Origin of the sequence: Chromobacterium sp. LK11, assembly GCF_001043705.1 — a bacterium.
GTDB classification, from domain to species: Bacteria; Pseudomonadota; Gammaproteobacteria; order Burkholderiales; family Chromobacteriaceae; genus Chromobacterium; species Chromobacterium alkanivorans.
Map to the genome: position 1 here is coordinate 72,307 of NZ_LDUR01000019.1, position 26,237 is coordinate 98,543.

The window sequence follows — 26,237 nt, forward strand, 5'->3', positions numbered from 1 at the left end:
TTTAGGCCGGTCAGGGGGGCGGTGTCAGGGGCTTCTTGCAAGTGTTGCGGGGGCGTGTGTATTTCCAAAAAGAAAACCCTCTATCCTTTGCCAGGAGCAGGGGGGTAAATGGTGAATCACGGGAAAGAAATGATCAGAAATAGACTCATGAAAGCGTCACTACAAAACAACCTTTTCGATCAATGACGCGCTCTATGACATGATTTATCATCTTGTTTTTTATCAGGAGCATTGAGATAGTCGATAATCGCCTTGTCCACGCATTTTTCTTTCCCCGATAATGCTAGCGTGTGCCCATCTCCTTCCAGAGTAATCAATGTGCCTTTAAATTGAGTCGCCATAGTTCTTGCATTCTGCCATGGGGTCGTAGGGTCATGTCGCTGCGCGACAAAAAGCAACTGAGGCAAGGCGGGTATGCTAGCAGGACGTCTCGAATGAAAGTTACTCTTCCAAGGCCACATATCGCACAGTTCAACCGGGTCTGGCTCCTGGGGCTGGAAATTGATTGCAGGGAACGCTTCTTTTATTTTTCGTCTCCGATAAAGGATATCATCCTGGCTGAGTCCAGAGGGAGAGAAGTCGACACAAGATATGACATTAAGAGCATCCTCCGACAGGTATGAAATTGAATCAGACTCCTGCTGGCCCAAGATTTGTTCTACTTTTTTTCCGACAACACCTTTACTAAGCTGCCTTACTGCTGTTGCCAAATCCGGCCAAGATGAATGCCATATTAAGAGCGAGGTGGTTAGTGATTTCAGCTCATTGGCTGATACCTGCTGACCATCTGCCCTGGATAACGGTGTAGAGTGCAGCTTGTTTAACAGGTCAACGTACTGCTGAGTTGCAACGGATTTATCGGCAGAAAGCGGGCATTTTTTTGTTCTTGCGCACCACGCAGCAAATCGTTCGAAAGTCGCCTGGTATCCTCTTTCCTGATTCTCTCGCATGCTATAACTATCTTTTGCTTCATCAATGTCTACAACACCGTCAAGCACCATGGCCCGCACATTATTGGGAAAACGCTCCGCATAAATCAAGCCGACTTGAGTTCCGTATGAGTATGCTATTGCTGATAGTTTTTTATCTCCTACAGCTTGCCGAATACGATCCACGTCACTTGCAGCTTCGTCAGTACCCATGTGCTTCAGAATATCAATGCCTGTGTATTTAACACAGGCATTTATCAGGTCTTTGTTGTAATTTTCGGGAGTTGACGGCTCTTCTATTATTGTGCAGTCTATTATGGGCTTAGACTGCCCGACCCCTCTAGGGTCGTACCCCACGATGTCCCAAGATTCATGTATTTTCTTGGCGGATCCTTCTATATCTACCCATGGGTTAATTCCAAAATAACCAGGCCCTCCGCTGATAATCAAAAGTGAACCCTTACTCACCCCTTTGGCAGGCAGCCGAGTCAGAGCAAGCCTGACATGACTTCCGAAATCCTGCTCTTTAAGACTTGTTCCACTGATGTATTTCAATGGCACGTCAAGGTGCCCGCACTGAAGCTTGGGATTAGTAGAGTCTTTAAACCAGTGGCGGAACTTCAAGTCTGAGCAATTTTGCCATTGGATTGTTGACGCCTCGGTGCTAAATGATATGACGCTCATCAATATTAGTATGGACATGAAGTAATTCATTTGGCTATCCCCAGTGTAGTTGTCTGGCATGTATAAGGGCCAGAAGTCGCCATACGCTTATGGCGCGTTATATGAGCTTGCTTCTGGCTGCCGGGCAGTTGATAGTTGCCGTCACGACTATACCAGTGTGATTTATGCCATTTCCCCACTTTCTTGTGTATCTTCTGCTGTCTATTTGTACGTACAATCCGCAGCAGTCCGGCGTTGACGGCATCTATGTAGATTTACCGCGCCGACTCGATTCTCAGGTACAAGAGCTAGGCGACGTCCGCGCTCGTGAACTTGCCCCTGGGGATGTCGCCGACGCGACGCTCAACCTGGTCAAGCGAGCACCGCGTGTCGGCGGGTTTCCTTTTCTTCGGCTCAGGCCGGAAAAACAGGTGCACGATCCGCGGTTCGGTCGCACATTACGCCGCGAGCCTCGGAATGCCCTCAGTGGCACTTGCAGCGTTGCGGTCGAGGCGCCAGCGTGGCCAATTGCTCGTCCTTGGCTGCAATGTTCATCTCTTGGTGCGATTACGCCAAAAATAAAGCCCGCTGGGTGGCGGGCTTGTTTATTACAGATGTACATTCAAGGCATGCTGGCTATCGTCGTTGAATTTCAAATATCTGCCTCTTTAAGTGTGGATTGAGATTTAATTTTCTGGTTGTGACTGTTTTGTATTTAATGGGCTTTTCAAAGCGCCCATTCTGATCTGGACTGCGGGCCCACATTCCAAAGGCAATGATTTCATCTTCTTCAGAGAGCCCATCGGCCTAGCTGTAATCTTTTGGGAATATGGATCATTCAATATTGACGCAATTATCAGGCAGGTCAGGGCGTTTTATGGCTTTACTTTTTTTCAGGTTAATCGCCTTGTCCTTTGAGGTTGGTTTTATCGAAGCAATAGTTCCGCATATCGCAATAGGGTGTTGCTTAGTGTTGTTGCGAATGGTTTCATATGCTTCGAGTTGCCGTAGGGCATTGAAGGCCACTTCGAATAACCTGATATTTTCAGTGAACCCGGCCGCAACATGATAACCGCGACCACATTCGGCGCGACTTCCGAGATGAGCTGCCATTTTTTGGGATGCGTCACGTGATTTTTTGCTCGGCTCTCCGCTCAAACCGGCGATCCAGGCGAGTTCGAGCATCAGAAGGCTTGGATTCCCGCCTTGCAGAGAAATACCAATCGCTTCAGGTTGTAGCAGGTCGCCATCATCGTCAGCGCGAAGTTCGCACGCACCCTGGCAATGCGCTGCTTGCGTTGCTGCTGGCAGTCGGACAGCGGCTTGTTGGTGTACCCCTGCGCTGAATCTGGTTTCGGAATCTATCCTGCGCAAGCTGAGCTTCACGCACTTCGGACGGGTAGCCGCGGTCGGCGTAAACGTCCCGGCTTGTGTTGCCGGTATCGAAGACCTTGTCGAAATGCGGGCTGTCGTGCGTGCTGGCGGTGTCGGTCTCGAACTTACGGATCAGTTTGTATTTATTGTCGACGTTCACCGACAGCTTGTAGTGTTGTGCTGCTTCGACGCCGGCACCAGCGTCGCGTCAATAATCTGACCGCCTCGTGCGATATAGCCCTGCTTGAGCAACTGGGCCGACACGCCGTCGAACAGCGCATGAGCGCCGGTCTCGCCGATCCGGCTCTCGAAGGTCCAGATCGTGGTGTGGTCGGGAATATTAACGGCGTGGTTCAAACCGCAGAAACGCTGGTAACTCATGCGGTCGAGCAGTTGATACTCCATCTGCTCGTCGGACAGGCTGTAAAGTCGCTTGAGCACCAGAATCCGTACCATCGTTTCGGTCGGAAACGGCGGTCGACCGCCCTGCGGGCTGACCGGTCTCGGTGCCGCCCGTTCGATCTCAGCAGCTAAAGTAGCAAAGTCGATGTGCTGCTCGATCTCGGAGAGCGGATCGCCCAGCCGGTCAATCTTCCGGCGGTGATGATCGGCGGCGAACAGGTCGTTCTTGATGGCGTTGCGCTGTTTCATCGGGCTCAAACTCGGCAAGGTTTGGGACAACGTAATCTTAACAGCAGGTGTGTTTGTCTAGGTTTTTCGAGGTGCCCAAGGGCTTGCCAGCTATTTGATGCCTCCGTCGATGTCCGCGCATTTGAGCGCGGGCTGAACCGGGAGGCGGTTGGAGCGTGAGAATCAATATGCCGGATCAGGCTAAAGTGCGCAGCTAGCTTGCGGCCTCTTTTTATCTGACGTGGGCGGCCATAGCGTGTTCGCCGTTCGTGGCGGTTCAGCCGCGCTCGGTTCGCGCTAAATCGATGATGGCCTGGATTGCGGATCTGGCCTGCGGGCTGTTGTGCCAGCAGCTGGACCCCATCATGTCGGCGATCTGGCGCGTGAGCAGCGCCGGGTCCTGCTCCGCCAGTTGCACCAAGGAGGAAAAGCCGATTTGTTCCAGTCTGGACACGACGGTGGCGCCGACGCCCTTCAGGGCCACCATCTTGTCTTTTTCATTTGCGCTGAAGCCCATATGCCCCCTGGTTTGATTTTGGTTCGCATAACAGCATACACGTCTTGCGCGCGGATTCGACCGCGGGATGGTCTGCCGCCCTCGCGATAAGGTCGCGCGCTTTGAACCTGTTCAAAGCCTGCTGCGCTTCGGCGGGATGGATAGAAAAGGGCGTTGGAACCCACTTCGAAATGCTTATGTACCCTTCGTACATTCCGCTTTCTCGCTCGTTTTCGCCTTGTCTCACCCTGGCTCGCAAGACTTTGAACTGGCCCTTAGGTCGGGCGGAGACGAGGCGCAAGCCCCGTTCTCGATTCAGATTTCCGGTTTCGGTCGACGAGCGCTGCCGAACCCGATCGGGAGGCCTTCCTCCCAGCTCATCGCCCAGGCGTACAGCGCAATCATCATCATCACTTCCACCATCAAGCTGCCCAGTATGAACAGCAGGGGCATGAACAGCAGCGAGCCGTAGTGCAGCGCCAGGGCGGCGGCGAAATAATGCAGCGGCGCCTCCAGCAGCAGATAGGCCAGGGAAACGCCGCTGAGAGCGAGTTTGTGCCAGACCGGCTTCTCCAGCACGTGAAAGGTCAGCGCGTGCACCCAGGGCATCAAGAACAGCAGGATCAGCACAAAGGTCAGGCAGGAGCTGTGGTACTCGGGCAGGGAGTGGTTGAAGGCCGCCGGCAATAGCGCGAAGTAAACGCAGGAGCTGCTCTGGATGATGACGAACAAGCGCAGCAGATAACGCGCGGGCATGCTTTCCGGGCTGATCAAAAACGACAGCGACAGCAGCAGCAAGCCGATGAGGCCGTTGCCCCACCATTGCCAGAACGAGGGCACCGACGCCGGCAGGTCCAGCCACGGCAGCCACAGCCCCGGCGTCAGTCCGTTCAAGACCTGCAGACTGGAGAGTTGGGCGGGCACGCCGGTCGCCTCTATGCTCCATTGCGTGATCTGCCGCCAGAGCGCGAGCGTCTCCGGCAGGAATTTGAGCAGCAAAAGGTTGAACAGCAGCGGCAGGCCGATGATCTCCAGCCAGCGGAGGCGCCGGAAGGGTTCGGTGCGCATCGCCCGGTGCAGGGCGATGTGCTCGCCGCCATGGCCGGTGTGGCGCAGCGCCCTGAAGCGGTGCAGACGTTCCTGAAGGCTCATGGCAGGTTCCAGAACACGGCGGTGGTGACGCCGGTGCGCTCGTAATAAGGGCTGTGGTAGCGCTCGATCGCGGCATGGACGCCCCAGTGCCGGCCTATCCATTCTCTCCAGCTCAGTTGATACAGCTGGCTGTCGAAGCTCTGCTTGGGCTGGTCGACGCCGATGGGCATATAACCTTCGCCGCCGGCGTTGACGGCCAGGGTGAGCAGGCGCCAGCGGTCGCGGCCATAGGTCACCGCGCCGTAGCCCTGCATCGAGGTCACGCTGCCGGGATTGCTCAGCGTGCGGTGCACGCCGGCTTCCACCACCCAGGGCGCGTCGAAGTAGTAGGCCATGCCCAGGGTCAGAATGCGGTCGCTATAGCCTTGGCGGTTGTCGTTGTAGGCTAGGCCGAAGCTGGTGACCAGGTTGCGGGCGGGCAGCCATTTGCGGTTGAGGGCGGCGCCGTAATGGGTGCCGGGCCAGAAGGTGCCGCCGCTGCTGCGGCCCAGCTCCAGCCTGCCGTACCAGTCGGGGTTGATGTCGTGGTTCCAGCCGCCGTTCAAGGCCAGGCCCCGCTCGCCGAAACGGCTGTCTTGTTCGGCGACCCAATCGAAAACGTTGCCGGCGTCGGTCTGCCAGACGCCGGACAGGTAGACCCCGTCCCAGGCCGGATTGTCCCCGGTGAGGCGGGAGTGCTGCGCGCCGACCTCGATGCTGCGCGCCCAAGCATACGGCTCCGGCGCCGCCGGCGGTGAATAGGCTTCGACCTCGGCGGGAGCGGGCGCCGCCTCGGCCGTTTCCGGCGCGGCCGGCTGGTCGGCGCGGGCAGGGCCGGCAAGGCACAGGGCCAGCAGGCCGATTTGCGCTAGTCGTTTACTGAGCATGGCGGGTCTCCATCGTTGCGCTCGCGGTTTGCGCGTATTCAAATCTCAGGTCTTGTCCGGATTGGGCGGTGATCCGCCAGGCGTCCGGCAGCGCTTCGATATTTGCCTGGCCGGACCGCAGCACCGGCCGCGCAGGGGTTTTGGGCAGCAGCCAGCTTTGCCGCGCCAAGGTTTTCGGGTTGTGCGCGCTGACGCTGACCCAGGACGCGTCCGGCCCTTGCGCCGGCGCGACTTGCCATTGAGTCAGTTCGCGTTGGGACAGGAAGCGGGACAGCTGGGTCATCGTGTACCAGTGAAACACGCCCTGTTCGCGCAGCGTCCGGGTTTGGGCCAGCCATTGCCGGACCGTCTGCTGGTAGAAGTAGACGCCGGGAGGGTGGAAGTAGACCAGGCGCGCTACCCGCTGTTGCGCGGCGAAGCGCGTCATGTCCTGCAGCCACAGCGTCATCTGGGTGCTGGGCAGCTTGTTGCGCACCGCCTCCTCGAAGGAGGCGATGCCGCCGTTGGCCGATACCGGAAAAGCCCAGGGGCGGCCGTGCATGTCGGCCGGATCGATGTAGGCCCGGGTCGGCCCCATGGACAGATCGCCCACGTAGTAATAAGCCTGTACGCCGTGTTGGCGCAGCCAGGCGGTCACCCAGTCCGGATGGTGGCCGTTGGGCGCGGAATATTCGGCGAGCGGCTGCTGGATGAGGCGCTCAAGGTCTTGCTTGTTGTTGGCGAGATAGGGCGCCCATTGCTTGCCGTTGCGCTCGTTGATGTTGAAGGCGAAGTAGTTGTGCGCCCAGCCGCCGTGCGCGCCGATGTCGTAGCCCAGCCCGCGCAGGCGGCGCACCCAGTCCTGGGCTCGCGGGTTATGGGCGAGATCCATGCCTCTATGGTCGCCGGGCTGGTTGGTGTCCGGGCCGGTGGTGAAATGGACGGAATACGGACCCTGTTCGAGAAACCCCAGTTTCTCGAGCAGGTCCAGATAGGGGATGGCGTTGGCGTCGTCGACGTGCCAGTTCATCACCAGGCCGCCCACGCCGTCCGGCACGGCGGCCAGCTGGGGCAGGCGCAGCACCTGCGTGTTGAAAAAGCTCAGATAGGACTGCAGCCACAAGCCGTCGGTGCGTATTTTGAGGAAGGTGACCGGCAGGTTGACGAATAAAACCTTGCCGCGGCCGTAATCGCGCAGGCCGGCGATCAAGGTGCCGTCCGGCCCTTGGGCCAGCACGCGGCCAGGGAAGCGGCCGCGGGTGGCCAGGTAGCTGAAGGCGGCCTGGTCGTAGCCGTAGGTCGAGGCTTGCAGCAGGGCGGACTGGCCTTCCGAATAGGGCTGGAAGCGGCCGGGGGTGATGCCGAGCTCGGCGACGGCGGAAGGCGGCATCAGCATCAAATCCCTGCGCACCATCTGCTTGCCCAGTTCCCGGTACAGCAGATAATCCACGCCCACCAGGCGCGTGAGCGCCGGCTTGTCCAGAAAGCGGCCGCCGGCGTTTTCGCTGGCGGCGTCGTAGTTGATCCATAAGGCGCCGCCGGCCCGCACGTATTCTTCCAATACCCCGGTCAAGGCCGCGTCGACGTAACGGTGTATGGTGTCCGGCAAGATGATGCCGCGGAGGCGGGCGCGTTGTTCCGGCTCCATGCCCACCAGTTGGCTGGCGCTGATCTGCATCATCGCCACGCCGCCCTCGTTGGCGGCGTCTTGCCAGGCCAGCGCGTATTTGTTGCTGGCCGGCTTGTCCGGCAGCAGCAAGGCGATGAAGGCGGCGGGCGGCGGCGTTTGCTTGGCGCGCAGGCCATGCCATATCGCGCTTGCCGCCAGCAAGAGTCCCAGCAGCAGGATGATGACCACCCAGCGGGGACATGATCGAATCTTGTTCATTCTTCCAGCCTTTGTTCTGGCTCCGCCGTTGCGGCCAGGCGGAGCGCCAATCCTTGAAAAACCGCTTCTTCCAGCACATTCCAGCGCGGGGTTCCGCGCGCGGGCGCCGCTTGCCGCAGCCAGGCCCGCGCCGCGTCCTCGCGGCCGTCCCGCAGCGCGGCCAGCGCCAGCAGGCCCCAGGGGAAGTCCAGTTGCGGCGGGTCCTGGGCAAGCCAGGGCCGGCCTTCGCCGAGCAGCCAGGCGTCGAAGGAGGCTTGGCCCGGCATCGGCGGCAAGCCCGCCATCTTGGGGAACAGCTGGGCCGCGGCCTCCGGGTAGAAGGCGACGGGGGGAAGGTCGCGGCTGGCGGTGCGCCAGCGCCGGGTTTTGGCCTCCCAAAACGCCTTGGGCAGCGCCGCGGCCAGCTGGCGCACCCGCCGGCAGCCGGCGCCGGTTCTGGCGCAGTCGTCGCGCAGCGCGGCGTAAACTTCTACGTTGTCCATCAGATAGCCCAGCTTGGCGCCGGCGGCGTAGTCGTAAATGCCGCTGCGCGGCTGTCTCAACTTCCACAGCGCCCGTCTGGCGCGCGCCAGCGACGCCTGCAGCGCCGGCGGCATGTCTTGTTGCCGATAGCGCCGGCTCAGCAATGAAATCCACAGGGCCAGCGTGGAGTCGTCGGCGTCGGCGTCCGCCGCGCGGCGCCAGTCGCCGTTTGTTTGGCGTTCGAAGCGGGGGAAGCTGCCGTTGCTTTCCTGTCTCGGGGCCAGCCAGGCGGTCCAGGCGTCCGCGGCGGGCGCGATGGACAAGCCCAGTTCCTCGGCCGTCAGCAAGGCCTTCATCGCGAAATAAGGGTCGACATGACGGCCATGCGCTTGCAGCAGGATGGCGCCGTCCTCGTCTTGATAGCCGGGCAGCTTGAAAAGGTCGGCGGCGGCCTGGCTCGTTCCGCAACACAAGGTCAGCAGCAGACAGAGACGCTTCATCATCGTCCGCGCACCTTGCCGCGGACGCGGGCCCAGATGGTGCCGTGCGCGATCAGCGGCGGCGTCAGCAGCACCAGGCGCGAAGAGACGGTATTGGGCGAATCCGGCGCGCCCAGCGCCGAATGGGCGCCGATGGCGACGAACCGGTCCGCCACGACTGGGCCCAGCAGCCGGCAGTCTTCCCGGCAGACGATGGAGTGGTCGGAAATGACGGCGCCGTCCACGAGCACGCCGCGAGCCAGACGCACCGGTCCGCTGGCCTTGACGCTGCCCTCTATCCGGCAGCCGGGGCCGACGCTCAGGCCGCCTCGCACCACCAGGTGGCCGCGCAGCAGGCTGTTTTCCGGCAAGCGGAAATCGCCGTCCACCACCGCGCGGCGCATTTCGGCGTTAAACGGGTGGGGCGTGCGCAGGTTTTCGATGTCCACTTCCCGCAGCGGCCTTGCCGGAGGCAGCCGGCGCAGCTCACCGCCCATGCGGATGGCGGCGGCCTGGATGCGTTGGAAGCGGACCGGCCCCGCGATGTCCAGCCGGTGTTCCGCCACGGCCCGGCCGAACAGCTGGGCGCCGGGCGCGATGTCCATGTCGCCGGCGCCGGCCCAACGCAGAATCGAGCTGTCCGGCCCCAGCTTCAGCTTGCCGTCGGCCAAGACGCTGCGCAGGATCACGCCCTGAGCGGCGACGATGTTGTCGTCGCAATGGATTTCTTTCAGGAAACTGAAGTGGGCGGGAATGCGCAATTCGCCTGCGGCCAACACCTCCTCGTCCACGACGGGGCGGCCGGCTTGCCCGGCGGCGTCCAGGCGAGCGTTCCAGTCTTGCCGCCACTCGCCCGAGTCCAGCGCGTCCAGCCGTCGCCGGTAGCCGCGGGCGAAGACGTCGGCGGTGCCGGTGTGCAGCCGATTGATGCCCAGCGCGGTGGTGTCGGTCTTGCGCAGCAGCTCCAGCAGGCCGGGCAACAGCGGCAGGGCGATCAGCGCCGCCGCGCCCAGCAGGTAAAGAAAGGCCATCATCCCGGCTGCCTCCGGTAGCGCTTGGTCTTGTCCCAGTGCAGCGTTCGGTTTTTCCTGAACGGTTCGATCAGCGACTGCCGCAGCGTGGCGCGGGAAATGGTGACCAGGCTGACGAGAAAGCCAAGAATGGCGAAAGGCAAAATGCGCAGCCGCTTGCCGTTGCCGTCCAGATGGCAGGCGACGCCGATCTCGAAGAAGGCGGCGAAATTGCCCATCGCGCTGTAGCAGACCAGGGCCAGCACCAGCAAGACGCCGGGAGAGGGCAGCATGCTGTCGAAAAAGAACAGCAGCAGGGTGATGGCCCAGCCCAGCAGCAGCAGCGGGGACATGGCGTAAGTGCCCAGCAACAGCAGCCCATCCAGTTTTTCCCGCCTTTGCACCCCGCGAGTGCTCAGCAGCCGGCCGACGTGCCGCGCCAGCGCCTGATTATGGCCGCGGGTCCAGCGCATCAATTGCCGGATGCGCACCGGCCAGCTCTCCGGCACCTCCTCGTAGCACTCGGAGCGATTGGTGTAGACCGTGAGCCAGCCCCCGATCAACAGCCGGTAGGTCAGGTCGGTGTCTTCGGCCAGCACATCGTCGTGCCAGCCGCCGACGCTGTTGAGCGCGGCGACGCGGATGCCGCCGACGGTGCCGCCGTATTGCGGCACCAGCTTCATATTCATCCTGGCCTGCTGATCCACCTGGTAGCCTCCCGCGCGCTCCATGTCCAGCATGCGGGTCAACAGATTGGCGCCCGGGTTCAAGGGCACCACGCGCCCCATCACGGCGCCGACTTCGGGGTCGAAGAAGGGCGCGATCAATTGCTTGAGCAAGCCGCGGCTTGGCAGGTAGTCGGCGTCGAAGACGATGAACAGCTCGGTGTCGATCAAGGCCGTCGCGTCCTTCAGCGCCGCCGCCTTGCCGGGCTTGCCCTGGGTGCGGTGAAACGGCCGGATCGCGTCCGGCCGGCGCGCCGCGATGCGGTCTATGATGGCGCGCGTGCCGTCCGTGGAGCGGTCGTTGACGGGCATGATGATCATTCGTCCCGGCGGATAGTCGGATTCGAGCAAGGCTTCCATCGCGTCGGCGATCACGGCCTCCTCGTTGTGCGCCGCGATGAAGACGGTGACCTTGGGCCATTGCGCCGTCTCAATGTCCAGATAGGGGTGGCGCTGATGGCCGAACAGCCGATTCAAGGTGAAAGCCATGTGGCGCGCCGCGTACACCGCGATCAAGAGCGCCACGCCGTAGAGCGCCAGGCTCAGCGCGCGCAAGACCCAGATGAAGGGCGTGGCGGTTTCGCGTTGCAGCAAGGGGTCGTCCTCCTGGCTGACGGTGCGGCGGCGCGCCTCTTCGATCTGGTCCAGGATCAGTTGCTGGGTATGACGCAGATCGACGTTGTCCGACGCTCCCTTGATGCTGACGCTGGGGCTGACGGCGGCGGGGGAAGCGTCCGGGTCAATGGGCAGGGCCGCCATGGCGGCCTGGCTTTCCGGGGACAGGGCCGCATCGTGGTGGCGGGCGTGACGGCCGGCGGGCTTGGCCGCATCCCTGGCGGACCAGGCCGGCGCGCAGCAGACCAGCAGGGTCAGCCAAAGCAGGACTCGCGGCGCCATCCTTATCTTCCTTGCGCGGGAGCGATGGCGGCGGCGGTCCGGCTGCGCTTGTCCGCTTCCCGCTGTTGGCGCGGCAGCGAGGAGAGAATGGCGGCGATGCGCTTGCCGGCGCAGCCGTCGCCATAGGGGTTGTGGGCTTGGGACATGCGTTGATAGGCCGCCTCGTCTTCCAGCAAGGCGCTGGCGTGCCGGACGATGAGCTCGGTTTCGGTGCCCACCAGCATGGCGGTGCCGGCCGCAAGCGCTTCCGGTCTCTCCGTGGTGTCCCGGGTGACCAGCACAGGCTTGCCCAGCGCCGGCGCTTCTTCCTGTATGCCGCCGGAGTCGGTGATGATGAGGTGGCAGCGGGCCATCAGATAGACGAAGGGCAGGTATTGCAGCGGTTCTATCAAATGGATGTTGCGCACCCGGGACAGCAGGGCGTACACCGGTTTGCGCACATTGGGATTCAGATGCACCGGATAGACGATGTCCACGTCCGGGTAGCGTTCCGCCAGGCTGACCAAGGCGCGGCAGAAGCTTTCGAATTTTTCGCCGAACTTCTCCCGGCGGTGGCCGGTGACCAGAATCATCCTCGCTTCCGGCCGCAGATAGGCGAAGGCGGCGGCGATGTCGGCCTTAAGATCAGGCTGTTGCTCCAGCTTCTTCACCGCCAGCTGCAGCGTGTCGACGACGCTGTTGCCGGTGACGAAGATACGGTCGGGGTCGACCTTTTCATTGCGCAGGTTGAGGCGGGACTCATCCGTCGGAGCGAAGTGCCAGGACGCCAGAATGTCGGTGACGCGGCGGTTCATTTCCTCGGGCCAGGGCGAATACAAGTCGCCGGTCCGCAAGCCCGCTTCCACGTGGCCGATGGGAATCCGGCGGTAAAACGCGGCCAGGCTGGCGCCCAGCGTGGTGGCGGTGTCGCCGTGCACCAGCACGACGTCGGGCTGGACTTCCTCCAGGATCTTGTCGACCGTTTCCACCAGCCTGGCGGTCAACGACGCCAAGCCCTGCGCCTGTTGCATCAGCTTCAGGTCGAAGTCCGGCTTGATCCCGAAAAAATCCAATACCTGGTCCAGCATCTCGCGGTGTTGCCCGGTCACGCAGACTTTGGACGCCACGTCCGGGCAGTCTTGCAGCGCGTGAATGACGGGCACCATCTTGATGGCCTCCGGGCGGGTGCCGAAGATTGTCAGTACGGTAAACATATTGTCTCCATTGCAGCGATTTGTGAGCCATTCATCAGAGCGTGGCTTTGTTTGTTTTGTTAAAACTACTGTTTTTATTTGTTTAAATTAAGCTAGCACATCCACCACAGGAAACAAAGTTAAATATTTGTTTAAATCAATAGGTTTAATATGAGCGCGTTGGGGAGCGGCGATTCGCAAGCCGCCGCGGCTGTTGAGGCCCGTCTGGGCCGGCCGCGCGATTCCGCCGGATTGCACCTGGCCGAAGCGCTAGTGCCAGGGCCGAGACTACGGTGTGAAACTGCAATGGCATTTTCTTGCTAGCATGCAAGGACATACGCATGGGGTGCGCTGATTGTTTGAGAAGCAGACCAAAAGCGCCGGCGAGCGCGGCTGACTTCAATCTGGGGAGGAGTGCCCATGGAAAAGAGACAGTGTCTTCGCTGCGGCTACCTGCGCGGCAATACGCCGCGCGACCAACGGGCGCCGCATTACGCATGCCCGCTGTGCCAGGCGCCTTATAGGGAAATGTACCCGCAGCCGCTTCCGCGGCGCGAGTGGGGACGGGTTTCGCGCCTGAAATGGATGCATGTGGGCGCCGTGGTGGTCGCTTTGCTGGCCGGCGCCGGCTGGCTGGGCTATAAGGTCTGGCCCAGCCAGCAGCACGCCGAGGCCAGGAACGAGGCGGAGCTCAAGGACATTGCCGGCGTGGTGTTGCCGGACGCGGTGCAAGCCGCCGGGGAGCTGTGCGGAGCCGGCTCCTACGCCGCCGGCGCGTTCTGCCGCTGGGCGCCGGCGTTGGCGGAGGTGGGGCGCCGGGCGGCGCTGACCCGGGACTGCATGGAAGTGATTTCCGTCAGGCTGCACCCCGGCAGCAAGAATCCGGAGCAGCCCGATTTCGCGGTGAACTGCCGGAACGCCGCCGGGGAGTTGATGGAAATGAGTTTCAACGAGGGAGACTTGGCGCCTGGCGCGGAAGGCACCGCGCCGGCGCGATGAGAGCGGCGGTTCGCCGCCCGCGCGCGGCGGGGCGTAAACAGGTCTTAACGCGGGCTCAAGCTTCGAGAACCGGCTTGTCGCGCGCGTAGCGCTGCCGCTTCAGCAACAGGGCGATGGCGATGACCGCGGCGGGAAACAACAGGAAGCTGAAAATCCAGTCCGGCCGCGCTTGCTGGCGCATCAGCTCCGCGCCTGCCAACACCCCGAAGATGGCGCCGCCGCGGCCAACGCCGTACATGCCGCCCACGCCGCTGGCCCGGCAGTGGGTTGGGTAGAAGGCGGCGGACAGCGCGGCCAGCGCCGACTGTCCGCCGCCGGAAGCGAAGCCCATGCAGAACACCAGCAAGCCCAGCCAGCCGCCTTGCTCGCCCTGGGAGACGGCGGCGCCTATCGCCCAGGCCAGCAGGCCGGCGGCGGCGAAGTTGGCCGCCAGCAGGCGGTGCGGTTCGGCGCGTCCCATCCACCAGCCCAGCAGAATGGAACCGACGCCGCCGCCCAGCGGAAACAGCGCGCTGATCCAGGCGAAGCGGCTCAGCGAGAGGCCGGCCTCCTTCAACAGCAGCGGCATCCAGTTCACCACCAGGTAATAGATCAACATGCTCATGAAGCAGCTAAGCCAGAGCAGCAGCGTGCCTGAGGCCAAAGGCTGGGTCAGCACCGCGCGCAGGCCGGCGCGCGGCGCGTCGCCGTCGGGCTCGCCAAGGCGGAAGGCGTCGGCTCGCTCCAGCTCCGGCGTGGCGGCGAGGCGGCGCAGCCGCTCGCGAATGTCGGCGGCGGAACGCCGGCGCGCCGCCAGATAGCGCACCGATTCCGGCAGCCAGCGATACAGCGCCAGCGCCAGCAGCAGAGGGAAGGCGCCGCCCAGCCACAGCGGCGCGCGCCAGCCGTAGGGCGGGATCAGCCAGCCGGCGCACAAACCGCCGGCCCCCGCGCCCAGCGGAAAGCCGCACAGCATGGCGCTGACCAGCAGCGCGCGTCGCCGCGTCGGGCTGTATTCGGAGAGCAGGGTGATGGTGTTGGGCAGCGCCGCGCCCAGGCCGATGCCGGTGAGCAGGCGATAAGCGGTCAGGGCGCTCAGCGAATCCGCCGCCGCGGTCAGCAGGCTGCCGACGCCGAACAGCAGCGTCGACGCGATGACCGCGGGTTTGCGGCCCAGGCGGTCGGCCAGCGGGCCGCCCAGCATGGCGCCGCCGGCCAGGCCGAACAAGGCGGCGCTGAGCGCCTGGCCCAGTTGCGGCTTGCTCAGCCCCCATTGCTCCATCAGCGTGGGCGCGATGTAGGACAAGGCCGCCAGGTCGTAGCCGTCGGCGAACATGACCAGGAAGCACAGCGTCAGCAAGACGGCGTGGAAGGAGCCGAGACGGCTGTCGTCGATGAAGCGGTCAACATCCAGGGTGGCGGACATGGCGGCGTTCTCCCGGCGCGTCACAGCTTGACGCAGACATTGCTGATTTCGGAGTAGAAGTCCAGCGAATGGCGGCCGCCTTCGCGGCCGAGGCCGGACAGCTTGCTGCCGCCGAAGGGCGTGCGCAGATCGCGCGCGTACCAGGCGTTGACCCAGACGATGCCGACCTGGACGCGCCTTGCCAGCCGGTGGGCGCGGTCCAGCCGCTGGGTCCACAGCGCGCAGGCCAGGCCGTAGGGGCTGTCGTTGACGCGGCTCAGGATTTCCTCCTCGTCGTCGAACGGCGCGATATGGCAGACTGGGCCGAAGATTTCCTCGCGCACGCAGCGGGCGTGGTCGGGCAGGCCGGTCCAGATCGTTGGGCGCACGTAAGCGCCTTGATCGCGCGCGTCGCCGAAGCGCGGCGTCTCGCCGCCGGTGACCACCTGCGCGCCTTCCTCGCGCGCCAGGGTGAAGTAAGACAGCACTTTTTCGCGGTGCTGGCGCGACACCAGCGGGCCCAGGTCCACGCCGTCCTCGTCGGGATAGCCCAGCTTCAGGTTCTCGGCGCGTTCCTTCAGCGCGGCGACGAAGCGCTCGAAGATCGGGCGCTCCACATAGACCCGCTCGGTGCACAGGCAGACCTGCCCGGTGTTGAAGAAGGACGAGCGGGCCACACCGGCCACCGCCGCGTCGAAGTCGGCGTCGGCGAACACCACGGCGGCGTTCTTGCCGCCCAGCTCGAAGGAGATGTCCTTCACGCCGTCGGCCACCGCCTTCATGATGGCGCTGCCGGTGCGCGATTCGCCGGTGAAGGAGACGGCGCTGATCAGCGGGTCGTGGGTCAGGAATTCGCCGGCGGAGCCGGGGCCGAAGCCGTGCACCAGATTGAACACGCCGGCGGGAACCCCGGCCTCGTTCATCACCTCGGCCAGCAGCGCGGCCGACGACGGGGTCTCCTCGGACGGCTTGCACACCACGGTGTTGCCCATCGCCAGCGCCGGCCCCAGCTTCCAGGTCAGCAGCAAGAGCGGCAGGTTCCACGGCGCGATCACCGCCACCACCCCCAGCGGCTTGCGCACGGTGTAGTTGAACAGCAGGCCGCCGTCGGCCTGCGGGGTTTCGCAACAATCGTCGACCTGGGCGACGGCGAGGTCGGCGAAGGTGCGGAAATTGGCGATGGCGCGGGGCAGGTCCAGCGTGCGCGCCAGGTGCAGCGGCCGGCCGGTGTCGGCCACTTCGGCGGCGACGAAGTCGTCGAAGCGCGCCTGGATGCCGTCGGCCACCTTGTGCAGCATGGCGGCGCGCTCAGGCGCGCTGTAGCGGCCCCAAGGGCCTTGCAGCGCGTCGCTGGCGGCTTTGACCGCGCGGCTCACCTGGGCGGCGTCGGCTTCAACCACCTGGCTCAGCAGGCGGCCGTCCACCGGGCTGATATTGTCGAAACGGGCGCTTCCTTCTTCGAAGCCGCCATTGATGTACAGCGGCAGCAGGGCGGGGCGGGTCATGGTGCTCTTCCTCGTCAACGGGTCGGACGTCGCCGCGGTTTTTCGGACGACGCAATGTTGGCGAGTGTAGGAAAGGCGGCCCGCGCCGCGAAAATGAATAAATCGAGTCTTGCTATTCCCCGCGCTTATACCTGATCCGCAGCGTCCAGCGCGGCGGCGGCCAATTTCAGGCTGTCTATCAATTGCCTGGCGGCCGGCGTCAGCGGCTTGTCGTCGCGCACCGAGTAGCCGACGGCGGTGGGCGGTCCCACCTCGTCCAGCGGCAGCACCGCCAGCAGCTTGGCGGCGGCGAAGCGGCGTGCCGCCAGCCGCGGCATCAGGCCCAGGCAGTCCGAGTCCACCAGCAGATTGACATTGGTCAGCAAGGACAGCGACTCCAGCAGATTGTCCGGCAGCGCGAGGCCGGCGTCGTGGAAGAACTGCTCGGCCACCAGGCGGGCGGGGGAGTCCGGCGGCGGCAGAATCCACGGCCAGTCGCGCAGCTTGGTCAGGCCGGCCGGCGGCGCGGCCAGCAGCGGATGGTGGCTGCCGGCCACGATGCACAGCCGGTTCTGGTACAAGGGCTGGTGGCGCAGCGGCAGCTTGCGGGTGAGCGGCGCTTCCGGGTCCGGCAAGCGGCCCACCACCAGGTCCAGTTCGCCGGCGGCCAGCGCCGGGAACAGATAATCCTGCGGCCCCTCGCGCACGGTGACCAGCAGCTTGGGCGCGTTCGCCTTCAGGCGCAGGATGGCTTGCGGCAGCAGGCTGGCGCTGGCGGAGATCTGGGTGCCCACGATCACGTGCCCGCAGATGCCGCCCTTGAAGGCGTTGATCTCGTCGGTCAGATAGCGCAATTCGGCGATCACCGCCCGGACGCGCTCGCCCAGCAACAGGCCGTATTCGGTGGGGGCCACGCCGCGGTTGCCGCGCAGGAACAGCACGGTGTCCAGTTGCTGCTCCAGCTCGCGTATGGCCTTGGTCACCGCCGGTTGGGTCAGATGCAGTTCGCGCGCGGCGCGGGCGATGGACTGACAGCGCAGCACCCGGTCGAACACCAGCAAGGGCCGCAGCTTGAGCCGGTTCAACACCATGTCTTGCACGGAAAAAGGCGTGAGAGGGTCCATGGGCGCTCCTGTGCGGTTGAAACGGCGTGGCAGAAGACTATGGCATAACTTTAGGGAATAGCAGAAGCCCGTATATTCATTTTCTCCTTATCGAGCCGGCCCATAGACTGGAACGCGTCCCACTGATACGGCCGGTTTGGCCGCGCCGGACCGTTTGATTAAGGAGAGAGCCGTGAGTCCAGCTTCACCATCCACACTGCAAGCCGCCGCCGAGCAGCTGCGTCGCGCCGCCGACACCGGCCAGCCTTGCGCTCCGGTGCGCGGCCTGCTCGGCGAGGGGGACGTCGACGCCGCCTACCAGGTGCAAACCTTGAACGTTCTGCATGCCCAGGCCCAGGGCCGGAGGCTGGTGGGCAGCAAGATCGGCCTGACCTCGCTGGCGGTGCAGAGGCAGCTGGGCGTGGCGCAGCCGGATTTCGGCCGGCTGTTCGCCGACATGGCGCTGTGCGACGGCGAGGAGATCGACAGCCGGCGCCTGCTGCAGCCCAAGATCGAGGCGGAGGTGGCGCTGTTGCTGGGCCGCGATCTGGACCATGACAAGCATACGCTGGCCGATCTGTTCCGGGCGGTGGACGCGGTGTTGCCGGCGCTGGAGATCGTGGACAGCCGCATCGCCGGCTGGGACATCCGCATCAGCGACACCATCGCCGACAACGCGTCCAGCGGCCTGTTCGTGCTGGGCAACCGGCCGCGGCGCCTGGCCGACGTCGATCTGCTCGGCTGCGGCATGACGCTGGAGTTGCGCGGCGAGCCGGTTTCGGTGGGCGCCGGCGCGGCTTGTCTCGGCAACCCGCTGCTGGCCGCGCTGTGGCTGGCCGACACGATGGCGCGGCGCGGCGAGCCGCTGAAGGCCGGCGACATCGTGCTGACCGGCGCGCTGGGACCGATGGCGCCGGCGCGCGCCGGCGATGTGTTCACCGCCCGCATCCAGGGCCTGGGCGAAGTGTCGGCCTGCTTCGCCTCACTTCAGGGAGCATCCTCATGAGCCATCCCGCTCGCGTCAAAGCGGCCATCATCGGTTCCGGCAACATCGGCTGCGATCTGATGATCAAACTATTGCGTCATGGCAAGCAGCTGGAATTGACCGCCATGATAGGCATAGACCCGGATTCCGACGGCCTGGCCCGCGCGCGGCGCCTGGGCCTGGCCACCAGTCATCAGGGCGTGGAAGGCTTGCTGGCCCTGCCTGGGGCCGCCGACATCCGCCTGGTGTTCGACGCCACCTCGGCCGGCGCCCACGCCCACCACGAGCAGCTGCTGCGGCCGCGCGGGGTCAGGGTGATAGACCTGACGCCGGCCGCCATCGGCCCCTATGTGGTGCCTGCGGTCAACCTGGACGCGCATCTGGACGCGCCCAACATCAATATGGTCACTTGCGGCGGCCAGGCCACCATCCCGATCGTGGCCGCGGTGGCCGCGGTGACGCCGGTGTTCTACGGCGAGATCGTCGCCTCCATCTCCAGCCAATCGGCCGGTCCCGGCACCCGCGCCAATATCGATGAATTCACCGAAACCACCGCCCAGGCCATTGTCGGCGTCGGCGGCGCGCGCCAGGGCAAGGCCATCATCATCCTCAACCCGGCGGAGCCGCCGCTGATGATGCGGGACACGGTGTTCTGCCTGACCGCGCCGGCGGACCGGGACGCCATCGCGCGCTCGGTGGCCGCGATGGCGGACAAAGTGAGCGCCTACGTGCCCGGCTACCGGCTGAAACAGGAGGTGCAGTTCGAGGCGCTGCCGGCGGAAGCGCTGGCGGCCTACCCGGAGCTGGCGCAGAGCGGCGGGCTCAAGGTGTCGGTCTTCATCGAGGTGGAAGGCGCGGCCCACTATCTGCCGGCCTACGCCGGCAATCTGGACATCATGACATCGGCGGCGATGGCCTGCGGCGAACGCGTCGCGGCCCGCCTGTTGCAAGCTTGAGGAGCCCGGCATGGACAAACTGTATATTTCCGACGTGACCCTGCGCGACGGCTCGCACGCGGTCCGGCACCGCTACTCGCTGGCCCAGGTGCGCGCCATCGCCGCGGCGTTGGACGCCGCCGGCGTCGACTCCATCGAAGTGGCGCACGGCGACGGGCTGGAGGGTTCCAGCTTCAACTACGGCTTCGGCGCCCATAGCGACGTCGAGTGGATCGCCGCCGCGGCCGAATCGGTGAGCAAGAGCAAGATCGCCACCTTGCTGCTGCCCGGCATCGCCACCGTCGGCGCCTTGCGCAACGCTTACGACGCCGGCGCGCGCATCGTGCGCGTCGCCACCCACTGCACCGAGGCCGACATCGCCAGACAGCACATCGGCTATGCGCGCGAACTGGGCATGGACGCCGTCGGCTTTCTGATGATGTCGCACATGACCACGCCGCAGCGGCTGGCGGAGCAGGCCAAGCTGATGGAAAGCTACGGCGCCCACTGCGTCTACGTGGTGGATTCCGGCGGCGCCTTGCTGATGCAAGAGGTGCGCGACCGCTTCCGCGCCTTGCGCGACGCCTTGCGGCCGGAGACGGAAACCGGCATGCACGCCCATCACAATCTGGCGCTGGGCGTGGCCAACAGCATCGTGGCGGTGGAAGAGGGCTGCCGCCGCGTCGACGCCTCGCTGGCCGGCCAGGGCGCCGGCGCCGGCAACGCGCCGCTGGAAGTGTTCATCGCCGCCGCCGAGCGGCTGGGCTGGAACCACGGCTGCGACCTGATCCGGCTGATGGACGCCGCCGACGACCTGGTGCGGCCCACCCAGGACCGCCCGGTGCGGGTGGACCGCGAAACGCTGGCGCTGGGCTACGCCGGCGTCTACTCCAGCTTCCTGCGCCACGCGGAAACGGCGGCGCGGCAATACGGTTTGAAAACCCTGGACATCCTGCTGGAAGTGGGCCGTCGCCGCATGGTGGGCGGGCAGGAGGACATGATAGTCGACGTGGCGCTGGACTTGCTCAAGGCCAAGGGGGGCGCGGCATGACCGACTTCATTCAAGCCTGCGCTCGCGAACTGGACATAGCGACCCAAACCGGCGAAGCCGTCGATCAACTAAGCGCGCGGCAAGGCTTCGATCTGGCGCAGGCCTACCGCATCCAGCAGGCCGGCATCGCGCTGCGCCAGCAGCGCGGCGAGCGCGCGCTGGGGCTGAAACTGGGCTTCACCAGCCGCGCCAAACGCGTGCAGATGGGCGTGGACGCGCTGATCTGGGGCGAGTTGACCGACGCGATGCAACTGGCGGACGGCGGCGAGCTGGCGCTGACGCGTTTGATCCATCCGCGGGTGGAACCGGAAATCGCCTTCGTCACCGCGCAGGAGATCTCGCGGCCGCTGTCCCTGGCCGAGGCCGGACTGGCTTTGGCCGGCGTGGCGCCGGCGCTGGAAATCATCGATTCGCGTTATCGCGACTTCCGTTTCAGCCTGGAGGACGTGGTGGCGGACAACTGCTCCTCCTCCCATTTCGTCGTCGGCCCGCTAAGCCCGCCGGACACGCCCTTGGACAATCTGGGGGTGACGCTGCGCTTTGACGGCCGCCCGGTGCAGTTGGGCAGCAGCGCCGCCATCCTGGGCCAGCCGCTGCGCGCCTTGATGGAGGTGTCCGCGCTGCTCCACGCGGCGGGACGCTCGCTGCCGGCCGGCTCCTTGCTGCTGGCCGGCGCCGCCACCGCGGCGGAGCCGCTGCGCGCCGGCCTGCACGTCGGCGTGGAGATCGCCGGCCTGGGCCGTTGCGAATTTGAAACCAGCGGGAGCGCCTGATGAGCACCCAAGCCACCACCGTCAGCGGCAAGGCCGTGCCGCGCGGCCGCTTTCCGCACCTGAAGCGGGCCGGCGATTTCCTCTTTGTCTCCGGCACCAGCTCGCGGCGGCCGGACAACAGCATAGTCGGCGCCGAAGCCGACGCCATGGGCGCGACGCGGCTGGACATCGCTCTGCAAACCCGGGCGGTGATCGAAAATATCCGCGACATCCTGGCCACGGCCGGCGCCGGCTTGGCCGATGTGGTGGAGATCTGCGCCTACCTGGTGGATATGAACGATTTCGCCGCATACAACCAGGTTTACGCCGAGTACTTCAACGAGGAGGGGCCGACGCGGACCACGGTGGCGGTGCATCAGCTGCCGCATCCGCACCTGCGTATTGAAATCAAGGCGATCGCCTACAAACCGCTTTAGACGGAGTGACCACTAGGGAAGGAGAAGTGAGATGGAACTGCAATACGGCATGCCGCTCAATCTGCTGGACTGGGCAAAGCGCAATCACAGCGAACTCAAGCCGCCTGTGTGCAACGCCGCCATCTGGCCGGACGGCGACTACATCATCAATATGGTGGGCGGTCCGAACACCCGCACCGATTTTCACGACAACCCCACCGAGGAAATCTTCTACCAGATCCAGGGCAACGCCTACCTGGAGATTTGGGACCGCGGGCGTTTCGACCGCATCGAGCTGCGCGAGGGCGACGCCTTCCTGCTGCCGGCCCATGTCATCCACTCGCCGCAACGGCCGGAACCCGGCCTGTGCCTGCTGGTGGAGAAGCCGCGGCCGGTTGGCGAGCACGACAGCCTGCAATGGTACTGTCCTGTCTGCGCCACCGAGGTCTGGCGCTTCTCCAAGCAGCTGGACAGTCTGGTGGACGACCTGCCCAAGGCCTATCAGCTGTTTTACGCGCTGAGCGAGGACGAACGCCGCTGCCGCCATTGCGGCACCGTCCATCCGGGCAAGGATTACGCCGCCTGGCATGAGCTGCGGCAGCGGTCCAGCCATTGAGAAATACCACTAACTGAGAAACCCCGCCATGATAGACATCCACTCCCATTTCTTCCCGCGGATCAGCCAGGCCGAAGCGGCCCGGCTGGACCCGCGGCGCGGGCCCTGGCTGGAAACCTCCGGCCGCAACGGGCAGATCATGGTGGGCGACCAGCCGTTCCGGCCGGTGCACGACGCGCTGTGGGACGGCGCGCGCCGGCTGGCCTGGCTGGACGAGCAAGGCATAGACATCCAGATCATGTGCGCGACGCCGGTGATGTTCGCCTACGCCGCGCCGATAGAGCGCGCCTTGCCGTGGACGCAACTGATGAACGACCGCGCGCTGGAGATGGCCGCCGTCGCGCCGCAACGCTTGAAAGCGCTGGCGCAAGTGCCGCTGCAGGACATCGACGCCGCCTGCCGCGAAGCCAGCCGCGCCCGCGACGCCGGCCATGTCGGCGTGCAGATCGGCAACCACGTCGGCGAGCGGGACCTGGACGATGAAGGCTTGCTGACGTTTCTGGGCCACTGCGCCGCCGAGAACATCCCTCTATTGGTGCACCCCTGGGACATGATGGGCGCCGGCGCGAGGATGAAGCGCTGGATGCTGCCCTGGCTGGTGTCGATGCCGGCGGAAACCCAGCTCGCCATTCTGTCGCTGATCCTGTCCGGCGCTTTCGAACGGCTGCCGGCCAGCCTGAAAATCTGCTTCGCCCACGGCGGCGGCAGCTTCGCCTATCTGCTGGGGCGGGTAGACAACGCCTGGGAGCAGCGGGACATTGTGCGCGAAGACTGTCCGCGGCGGCCGTCCAGCTATCTGGACCGCTTTTACGTGGATTCCGCCATCTTCGATCCGGGCGCTTTGCAGCTGCTGATCGCCACCATGGGCGCGGAGCGGGTGATGCTGGGTTCGGACGCGCCGTTTCCCTTGGGCGAGCAGACGGTGGGCGGCCTGATCCGCGACACGGTGGCGGACACGGAGATCCGCCGGCGGCTGCTGACGGACAATGCGCGGGCTTTCTTCAATCTATAAGGGCGCTTCAGCTCAGCAGCCAGCCCAGCAACAGCCCGCCGAACAACAGCCATTTCAGTGCGTAGTAGCCAACGCGGCTCTGCGCCTTGATGCGCTTGCCGAACAGCCGCACCGCCTGCACATAGCGGAACAGGCGGTTGAGCGCGCCGGTGCGGTCCCCGTCCTGATTGGGCGAGCTGGCGGCGCCCAGCAGCAGGCGACTGATCAGACGATTGCACCAGGCGGCGAAGCGGAAGCGCATCGGGCGCTCGATATCGCAGAACAGGATGATGCGCTGGTGTTTGGTGGCGTTCTCGGCGTGGTGCAGATAGGTTTCGTCGAACAGCACCGCCTCGCCGTCGCGCCAGCTGTAGCGCTGGCCGTCCACTTCTATGTAGCAGGCCTCGCTCTGCGGCGTGGACAGGCCCAGGTGGAAGCGCACCGAGCCGGCGAAAGGGTCGCGGTGGCGCACCAGCCGGCTGCCCGGCGGCAGGCTGGCGAACATCGCCGCCTTCACCGAGGGAATGCCTTGCAGCAATTCCGTGGTGTACGGACATAGCCTGGCCGCCGACGGGTGCGGCTGGTCGTACCACTTCAGATAGAAGCGTTTCCAGCCGGTCTTGAAAAAGGAGTTGAAGCCCAGGTCGTCGTAACGTTCCGACGCCTTGATCTCGCCGTCGTTGGACAGAGCCAGCGCCTCAGTGCGGATGCGCTGCCAGTTGTCGTTCAGCGTCCGTAGCTCCGGGAACTGCTGCAAGGGCAGGTAGGGGCGGGCCGGCAAGGTGGAGAACAGGTAGCAGAAGCAGTTGATCGGCGCCATGAAGGTGGAGTGATCGGTCAACTGGCGCCAGAAGCCCAGCCTTTGGCGGCCGCGGTAATGAATGTAAACGGTACAGAGCGCGAAAACGAGGAGGATGGATAGTTTGATATACGGCATATGGGGCTCGCTGTGCATGAATATGCTCAATTTCAAGCAAATACCGATTTTGAACGACTGGTAGTTGGGATAGCTTAGCGGAATTCTGCCGCGAATGACGCCGAGCGTCGCCCGGCCAGCCATTCAAGGATGGAGCTCAAGAGCGGGGGCTGCGGGCGCAATGCCGGCGGGCATGTCGCTTGTTTGATGTTTCGCGTCATGTTTACGGCATGGCCGGAACGCGTACTGTCAGTAGAATGATTTGCCGCCCGCGGGCGGCCGTCAAACCACCCACCCGACAGAGTCCCCGCCATGCAAGCCCAAGCCATCGCCGCCGCCGACGCGCCGGCGCAAGAAAATCTGGAGCCGCTCTGGCTCCGCGCCAGACAGGGCCAATTGGCCCGCGCCGTCGTGATGGTGCGCCCCCACGACTTCGCCTTCAACGAGCAGACCGGCGCCGACAATGTGTTTCAGCACCGCTTGCAACTGCCGCCGGCCCAGGTCACCGCGCGGGCGCTGGCCGAATTCGACGCCATGGCGCAGCGGCTGCGCGACCACGGCGTCGAAGTGCTGGTGCTGGAAAAAAGCCCGGACGGCTATCCGACGCCGGACGCGGTGTTTCCCAACAACTGGTTCAGCACCAGCGCCGACGGCAGCCTGCACGTCTATCCCATGCACACGCTGAACCGCCGCCGCGAACGGCGGGTGGAGGAGTTGTGCCACTTGCTGCTGAGCCACGGTTACGAGGTGGAGCAGGTGGTGTGGGCCGGCCATCCGCTGGAGGAGGAGTTGATCCTGGAAGGCACCGGGGTGATGGTGTTCGATCATCCGCGCAAGCGCGTGTACGCGGCGCGCTCGCAACGCTGCCATCCGGGCGCGCTCTACCGTTACGCGCGCAGGCGCGGCCTGGAGGCGGTGCATCTCTTCGACACTGTGGACAGCCGCGGCGTGCCCATCTACCACACCAATGTGATGATGAGCGTGGGCGAGGGCTTCGCGGTGATCTGTTCCGAAAGCCTGCATCGGCCGGAGCAGCGGCGGCAAGTGCTGAGCGCGCTGGGTGAGCACCACGAGGTGGTGGACATCAGCCTGGCCCAGGTGGAGAGCAGCTTCTGCGGCAATATCCTGCAGCTGCGCGGCGCCGGCGGCCAACCGCTGATCGCGATGTCGGAACAAGCCTGGAACGGCTTCACGCCGGCGCAGCAAAGAACGCTGGAGCGCCATGGCCAGCCGGTGGTCAATCCCATTCCCACCATTGAGGCGGTGGGCGGCGGCAGTTGCCGCTGCATGCTGGCCGAGTTGTTCCTGCCGCGCGTCCGCTAGCGGTTTTCCAAGAAGGTCTGGGCCGGCCAAGAGAGCTTGTTGGGCGGCGCGGGCTGCCTGACCAGCGCCTGGCGGGCTTCGGTAAGATTGGTGAAGCCCGCCTGTTTGTAGCAGGCTCGAACACAGTTGTCCCGGTTGCTCCACCTGCCGGAGGCCCAGAGCTTGCGGATGGTCGCCCAGGCGGCCTCGTCGCGGGGCCTGACTGGCGAGAGCGGTTGGAGGTTTGCCAGCCCGCCCAGCCGCAGCATCGGGCCATGCCGCCGCATCCAGCGGTAGTACAGCTCCATGGTCTGCTTCAGCTCCTGCTTGAGTTCGGCGTTGCTGGCAAGGTGGGCGAGGCGCAGGTCCGCCAAGGAGATGGGGCCATGCGCTGTTTCGTAGACCAGGATTAGCTGCGCTGCTTTTTTGAGCGTCAGGTGTTGTCGAATCAATATATTAATCATGATGTCCTCCCGTTTCCCTTTCAACGTCCAGGGCTAGTCGAAACGACGGCCGGCCGGGATGGTTTAGGCTTGCTCCCTGGGCGAGCCGGTGGCTGGCTCGGCTCCGTGATAAAAATC

General features: G+C 64.4%; 24 protein-coding genes and 1 pseudogene. 9 read left to right on the forward strand and 16 right to left on the reverse strand.

All coding sequences use genetic code 11. The features are described 5' to 3' along the window. Positions 1-179: 179 nt before the first annotated feature. From VK98_RS23385 to wecB, 11 genes and pseudogenes are all read right to left on the reverse strand, one after another. Positions 180-1,643, reverse strand: coding sequence for an alpha/beta hydrolase (locus VK98_RS23385; RefSeq protein ID WP_197083041.1), 1,464 nt, complete (start codon positions 1,641-1,643; stop codon positions 180-182). A gap of 783 nt (positions 1,644-2,426) precedes the next feature. Next, positions 2,427-2,777, reverse strand: a complete 351-nt coding sequence (locus VK98_RS23750) for a hypothetical protein (protein ID WP_156187865.1) — start codon at positions 2,775-2,777, stop codon at positions 2,427-2,429. Then, positions 2,777-3,617 (reverse strand): annotated as a pseudogene (locus VK98_RS13425) (IS5 family transposase). Before VK98_RS13425 ends, VK98_RS23750 begins: the two are co-directional and overlap by 1 nt. Positions 3,618-3,873: 256 nt before the next feature. Continuing rightward, the gene (locus VK98_RS13430; RefSeq protein WP_048414517.1) at positions 3,874-4,113 is read right to left on the reverse strand and encodes a hypothetical protein; all 240 of its coding nucleotides are present in this window, start codon (positions 4,111-4,113) and stop codon (positions 3,874-3,876) included. A 294-nt stretch (positions 4,114-4,407) separates the two neighbouring features. Then, entirely contained in the window at positions 4,408-5,244 is an 837-nt protein-coding gene (locus tag VK98_RS13435; RefSeq protein WP_048414518.1) for a hypothetical protein, read from the reverse strand. Then, the gene (locus VK98_RS22840) at positions 5,241-6,110 is read right to left on the reverse strand and encodes a YaiO family outer membrane beta-barrel protein (protein ID WP_053077384.1); all 870 of its coding nucleotides are present in this window, start codon (positions 6,108-6,110) and stop codon (positions 5,241-5,243) included. The genes VK98_RS13435 and VK98_RS22840 overlap by 4 nt, the downstream gene beginning before the upstream one ends. Further along, positions 6,100-7,977 carry a hypothetical protein gene (locus VK98_RS13445; RefSeq protein WP_156187866.1) on the reverse strand — a complete coding sequence of 626 codons (1,878 nt, stop codon included), beginning with the start codon at positions 7,975-7,977 and terminating at the stop codon, positions 6,100-6,102. Before VK98_RS13445 ends, VK98_RS22840 begins: the two co-directional genes overlap by 11 nt. Continuing rightward, a complete protein-coding gene (locus tag VK98_RS13450) occupies positions 7,974-8,942 on the reverse strand; it encodes a hypothetical protein (RefSeq protein WP_156187867.1) in 969 nt (322 codons plus the stop codon). Before VK98_RS13450 ends, VK98_RS13445 begins: the two co-directional genes overlap by 4 nt. Then, positions 8,939-9,952: a hypothetical protein gene (locus VK98_RS13455; protein WP_048414521.1), complete on the reverse strand. Its 1,014-nt coding sequence runs from the start codon at positions 9,950-9,952 to the stop codon at positions 8,939-8,941. The genes VK98_RS13450 and VK98_RS13455 overlap by 4 nt, the downstream gene beginning before the upstream one ends. Next, a complete protein-coding gene (locus VK98_RS13460) occupies positions 9,949-11,550 on the reverse strand; it encodes a glycosyltransferase family 2 protein (RefSeq protein WP_197083042.1) in 1,602 nt (533 codons plus the stop codon). The genes VK98_RS13455 and VK98_RS13460 overlap by 4 nt, the downstream gene beginning before the upstream one ends. Positions 11,551-11,552: 2 nt before the next feature. Next, positions 11,553-12,743 (reverse strand): non-hydrolyzing UDP-N-acetylglucosamine 2-epimerase, encoded by a 1,191-nt coding sequence (gene wecB, locus VK98_RS13465; protein WP_048414522.1) that lies wholly within the window; start codon positions 12,741-12,743, stop codon positions 11,553-11,555. Positions 12,744-13,142: 399 nt separating this feature from the next. Between wecB and VK98_RS13470 the strand changes: the two genes are divergently transcribed. Continuing rightward, a complete protein-coding gene (locus VK98_RS13470) occupies positions 13,143-13,721 on the forward strand; it encodes a hypothetical protein (protein ID WP_156187868.1) in 579 nt (192 codons plus the stop codon). A gap of 55 nt (positions 13,722-13,776) precedes the next feature. Here VK98_RS13470 and VK98_RS13475 read toward each other — a convergent pair whose 3' ends face one another. The 3 genes from VK98_RS13475 to VK98_RS13485 all read right to left on the reverse strand — a co-directional run bounded on the left by VK98_RS13475 (position 13,777) and on the right by VK98_RS13485 (position 17,713). Continuing rightward, the gene (locus tag VK98_RS13475; protein ID WP_048414541.1) at positions 13,777-15,126 is read right to left on the reverse strand and encodes an MFS transporter; all 1,350 of its coding nucleotides are present in this window, start codon (positions 15,124-15,126) and stop codon (positions 13,777-13,779) included. Positions 15,127-15,146: 20 nt separating this feature from the next. Then, complete coding sequence (locus VK98_RS13480) at positions 15,147-16,610, reverse strand: 2-hydroxymuconic semialdehyde dehydrogenase (RefSeq protein ID WP_048414524.1); 1,464 nt, start codon at positions 16,608-16,610, stop codon at positions 15,147-15,149. Positions 16,611-16,735: 125 nt separating this feature from the next. Next, on the reverse strand, positions 16,736-17,713 hold the full coding sequence (locus VK98_RS13485) for a LysR substrate-binding domain-containing protein (RefSeq protein WP_048414525.1): 978 nt from the start codon (positions 17,711-17,713) through the stop codon (positions 16,736-16,738). A gap of 172 nt (positions 17,714-17,885) precedes the next feature. Here VK98_RS13485 and VK98_RS13490 point away from each other — a divergent pair, with 172 nt between their 5' ends. The 7 genes from VK98_RS13490 to VK98_RS13520 are packed head-to-tail and all read left to right on the forward strand — an operon-like array spanning position 17,886 to position 23,459. After that, positions 17,886-18,698: a 2-keto-4-pentenoate hydratase gene (locus tag VK98_RS13490; protein ID WP_082159001.1), complete on the forward strand. Its 813-nt coding sequence runs from the start codon at positions 17,886-17,888 to the stop codon at positions 18,696-18,698. After that, the gene (locus VK98_RS13495; RefSeq protein WP_048414526.1) at positions 18,695-19,633 is read left to right on the forward strand and encodes an acetaldehyde dehydrogenase (acetylating); all 939 of its coding nucleotides are present in this window, start codon (positions 18,695-18,697) and stop codon (positions 19,631-19,633) included. The genes VK98_RS13490 and VK98_RS13495 overlap by 4 nt, the downstream gene beginning before the upstream one ends. 10 nt (positions 19,634-19,643) lie before the next feature. Continuing rightward, positions 19,644-20,663: a 4-hydroxy-2-oxovalerate aldolase gene (gene dmpG, locus VK98_RS13500; protein WP_048414527.1), complete on the forward strand. Its 1,020-nt coding sequence runs from the start codon at positions 19,644-19,646 to the stop codon at positions 20,661-20,663. Continuing rightward, a complete protein-coding gene (locus VK98_RS13505; protein ID WP_048414528.1) occupies positions 20,660-21,436 on the forward strand; it encodes a 2-keto-4-pentenoate hydratase in 777 nt (258 codons plus the stop codon). The genes dmpG and VK98_RS13505 overlap by 4 nt, the downstream gene beginning before the upstream one ends. After that, entirely contained in the window at positions 21,436-21,852 is a 417-nt protein-coding gene (locus VK98_RS13510; RefSeq protein ID WP_048414529.1) for a RidA family protein, read from the forward strand. The genes VK98_RS13505 and VK98_RS13510 overlap by 1 nt, the downstream gene beginning before the upstream one ends. Before the next feature lie 31 nt (positions 21,853-21,883). Then, positions 21,884-22,447: a 3-hydroxyanthranilate 3,4-dioxygenase gene (nbaC, locus tag VK98_RS13515; RefSeq protein ID WP_082159003.1), complete on the forward strand. Its 564-nt coding sequence runs from the start codon at positions 21,884-21,886 to the stop codon at positions 22,445-22,447. A gap of 28 nt (positions 22,448-22,475) precedes the next feature. Continuing rightward, positions 22,476-23,459: an amidohydrolase family protein gene (locus VK98_RS13520; RefSeq protein WP_048414530.1), complete on the forward strand. Its 984-nt coding sequence runs from the start codon at positions 22,476-22,478 to the stop codon at positions 23,457-23,459. Between the two features lie 7 nt (positions 23,460-23,466). On the opposite strand, the gene VK98_RS13525 is transcribed toward VK98_RS13520, so the two are convergent. Then, a complete protein-coding gene (locus tag VK98_RS13525) occupies positions 23,467-24,375 on the reverse strand; it encodes an aspartyl/asparaginyl beta-hydroxylase domain-containing protein (RefSeq protein ID WP_197083043.1) in 909 nt (302 codons plus the stop codon). A 291-nt stretch (positions 24,376-24,666) separates the two neighbouring features. Here VK98_RS13525 and VK98_RS13530 point away from each other — a divergent pair, with 291 nt between their 5' ends. After that, positions 24,667-25,677, forward strand: coding sequence for an arginine deiminase-related protein (locus VK98_RS13530; RefSeq protein WP_082159005.1), 1,011 nt, complete (start codon positions 24,667-24,669; stop codon positions 25,675-25,677). Here VK98_RS13530 and VK98_RS13535 read toward each other — a convergent pair. After that, positions 25,674-26,120, reverse strand: a complete 447-nt coding sequence (locus tag VK98_RS13535) for a hypothetical protein (protein WP_048414531.1) — start codon at positions 26,118-26,120, stop codon at positions 25,674-25,676. The two genes, VK98_RS13530 and VK98_RS13535, sit on opposite strands and share 4 nt — an antisense overlap. Positions 26,121-26,237 lie beyond the last annotated feature (117 nt).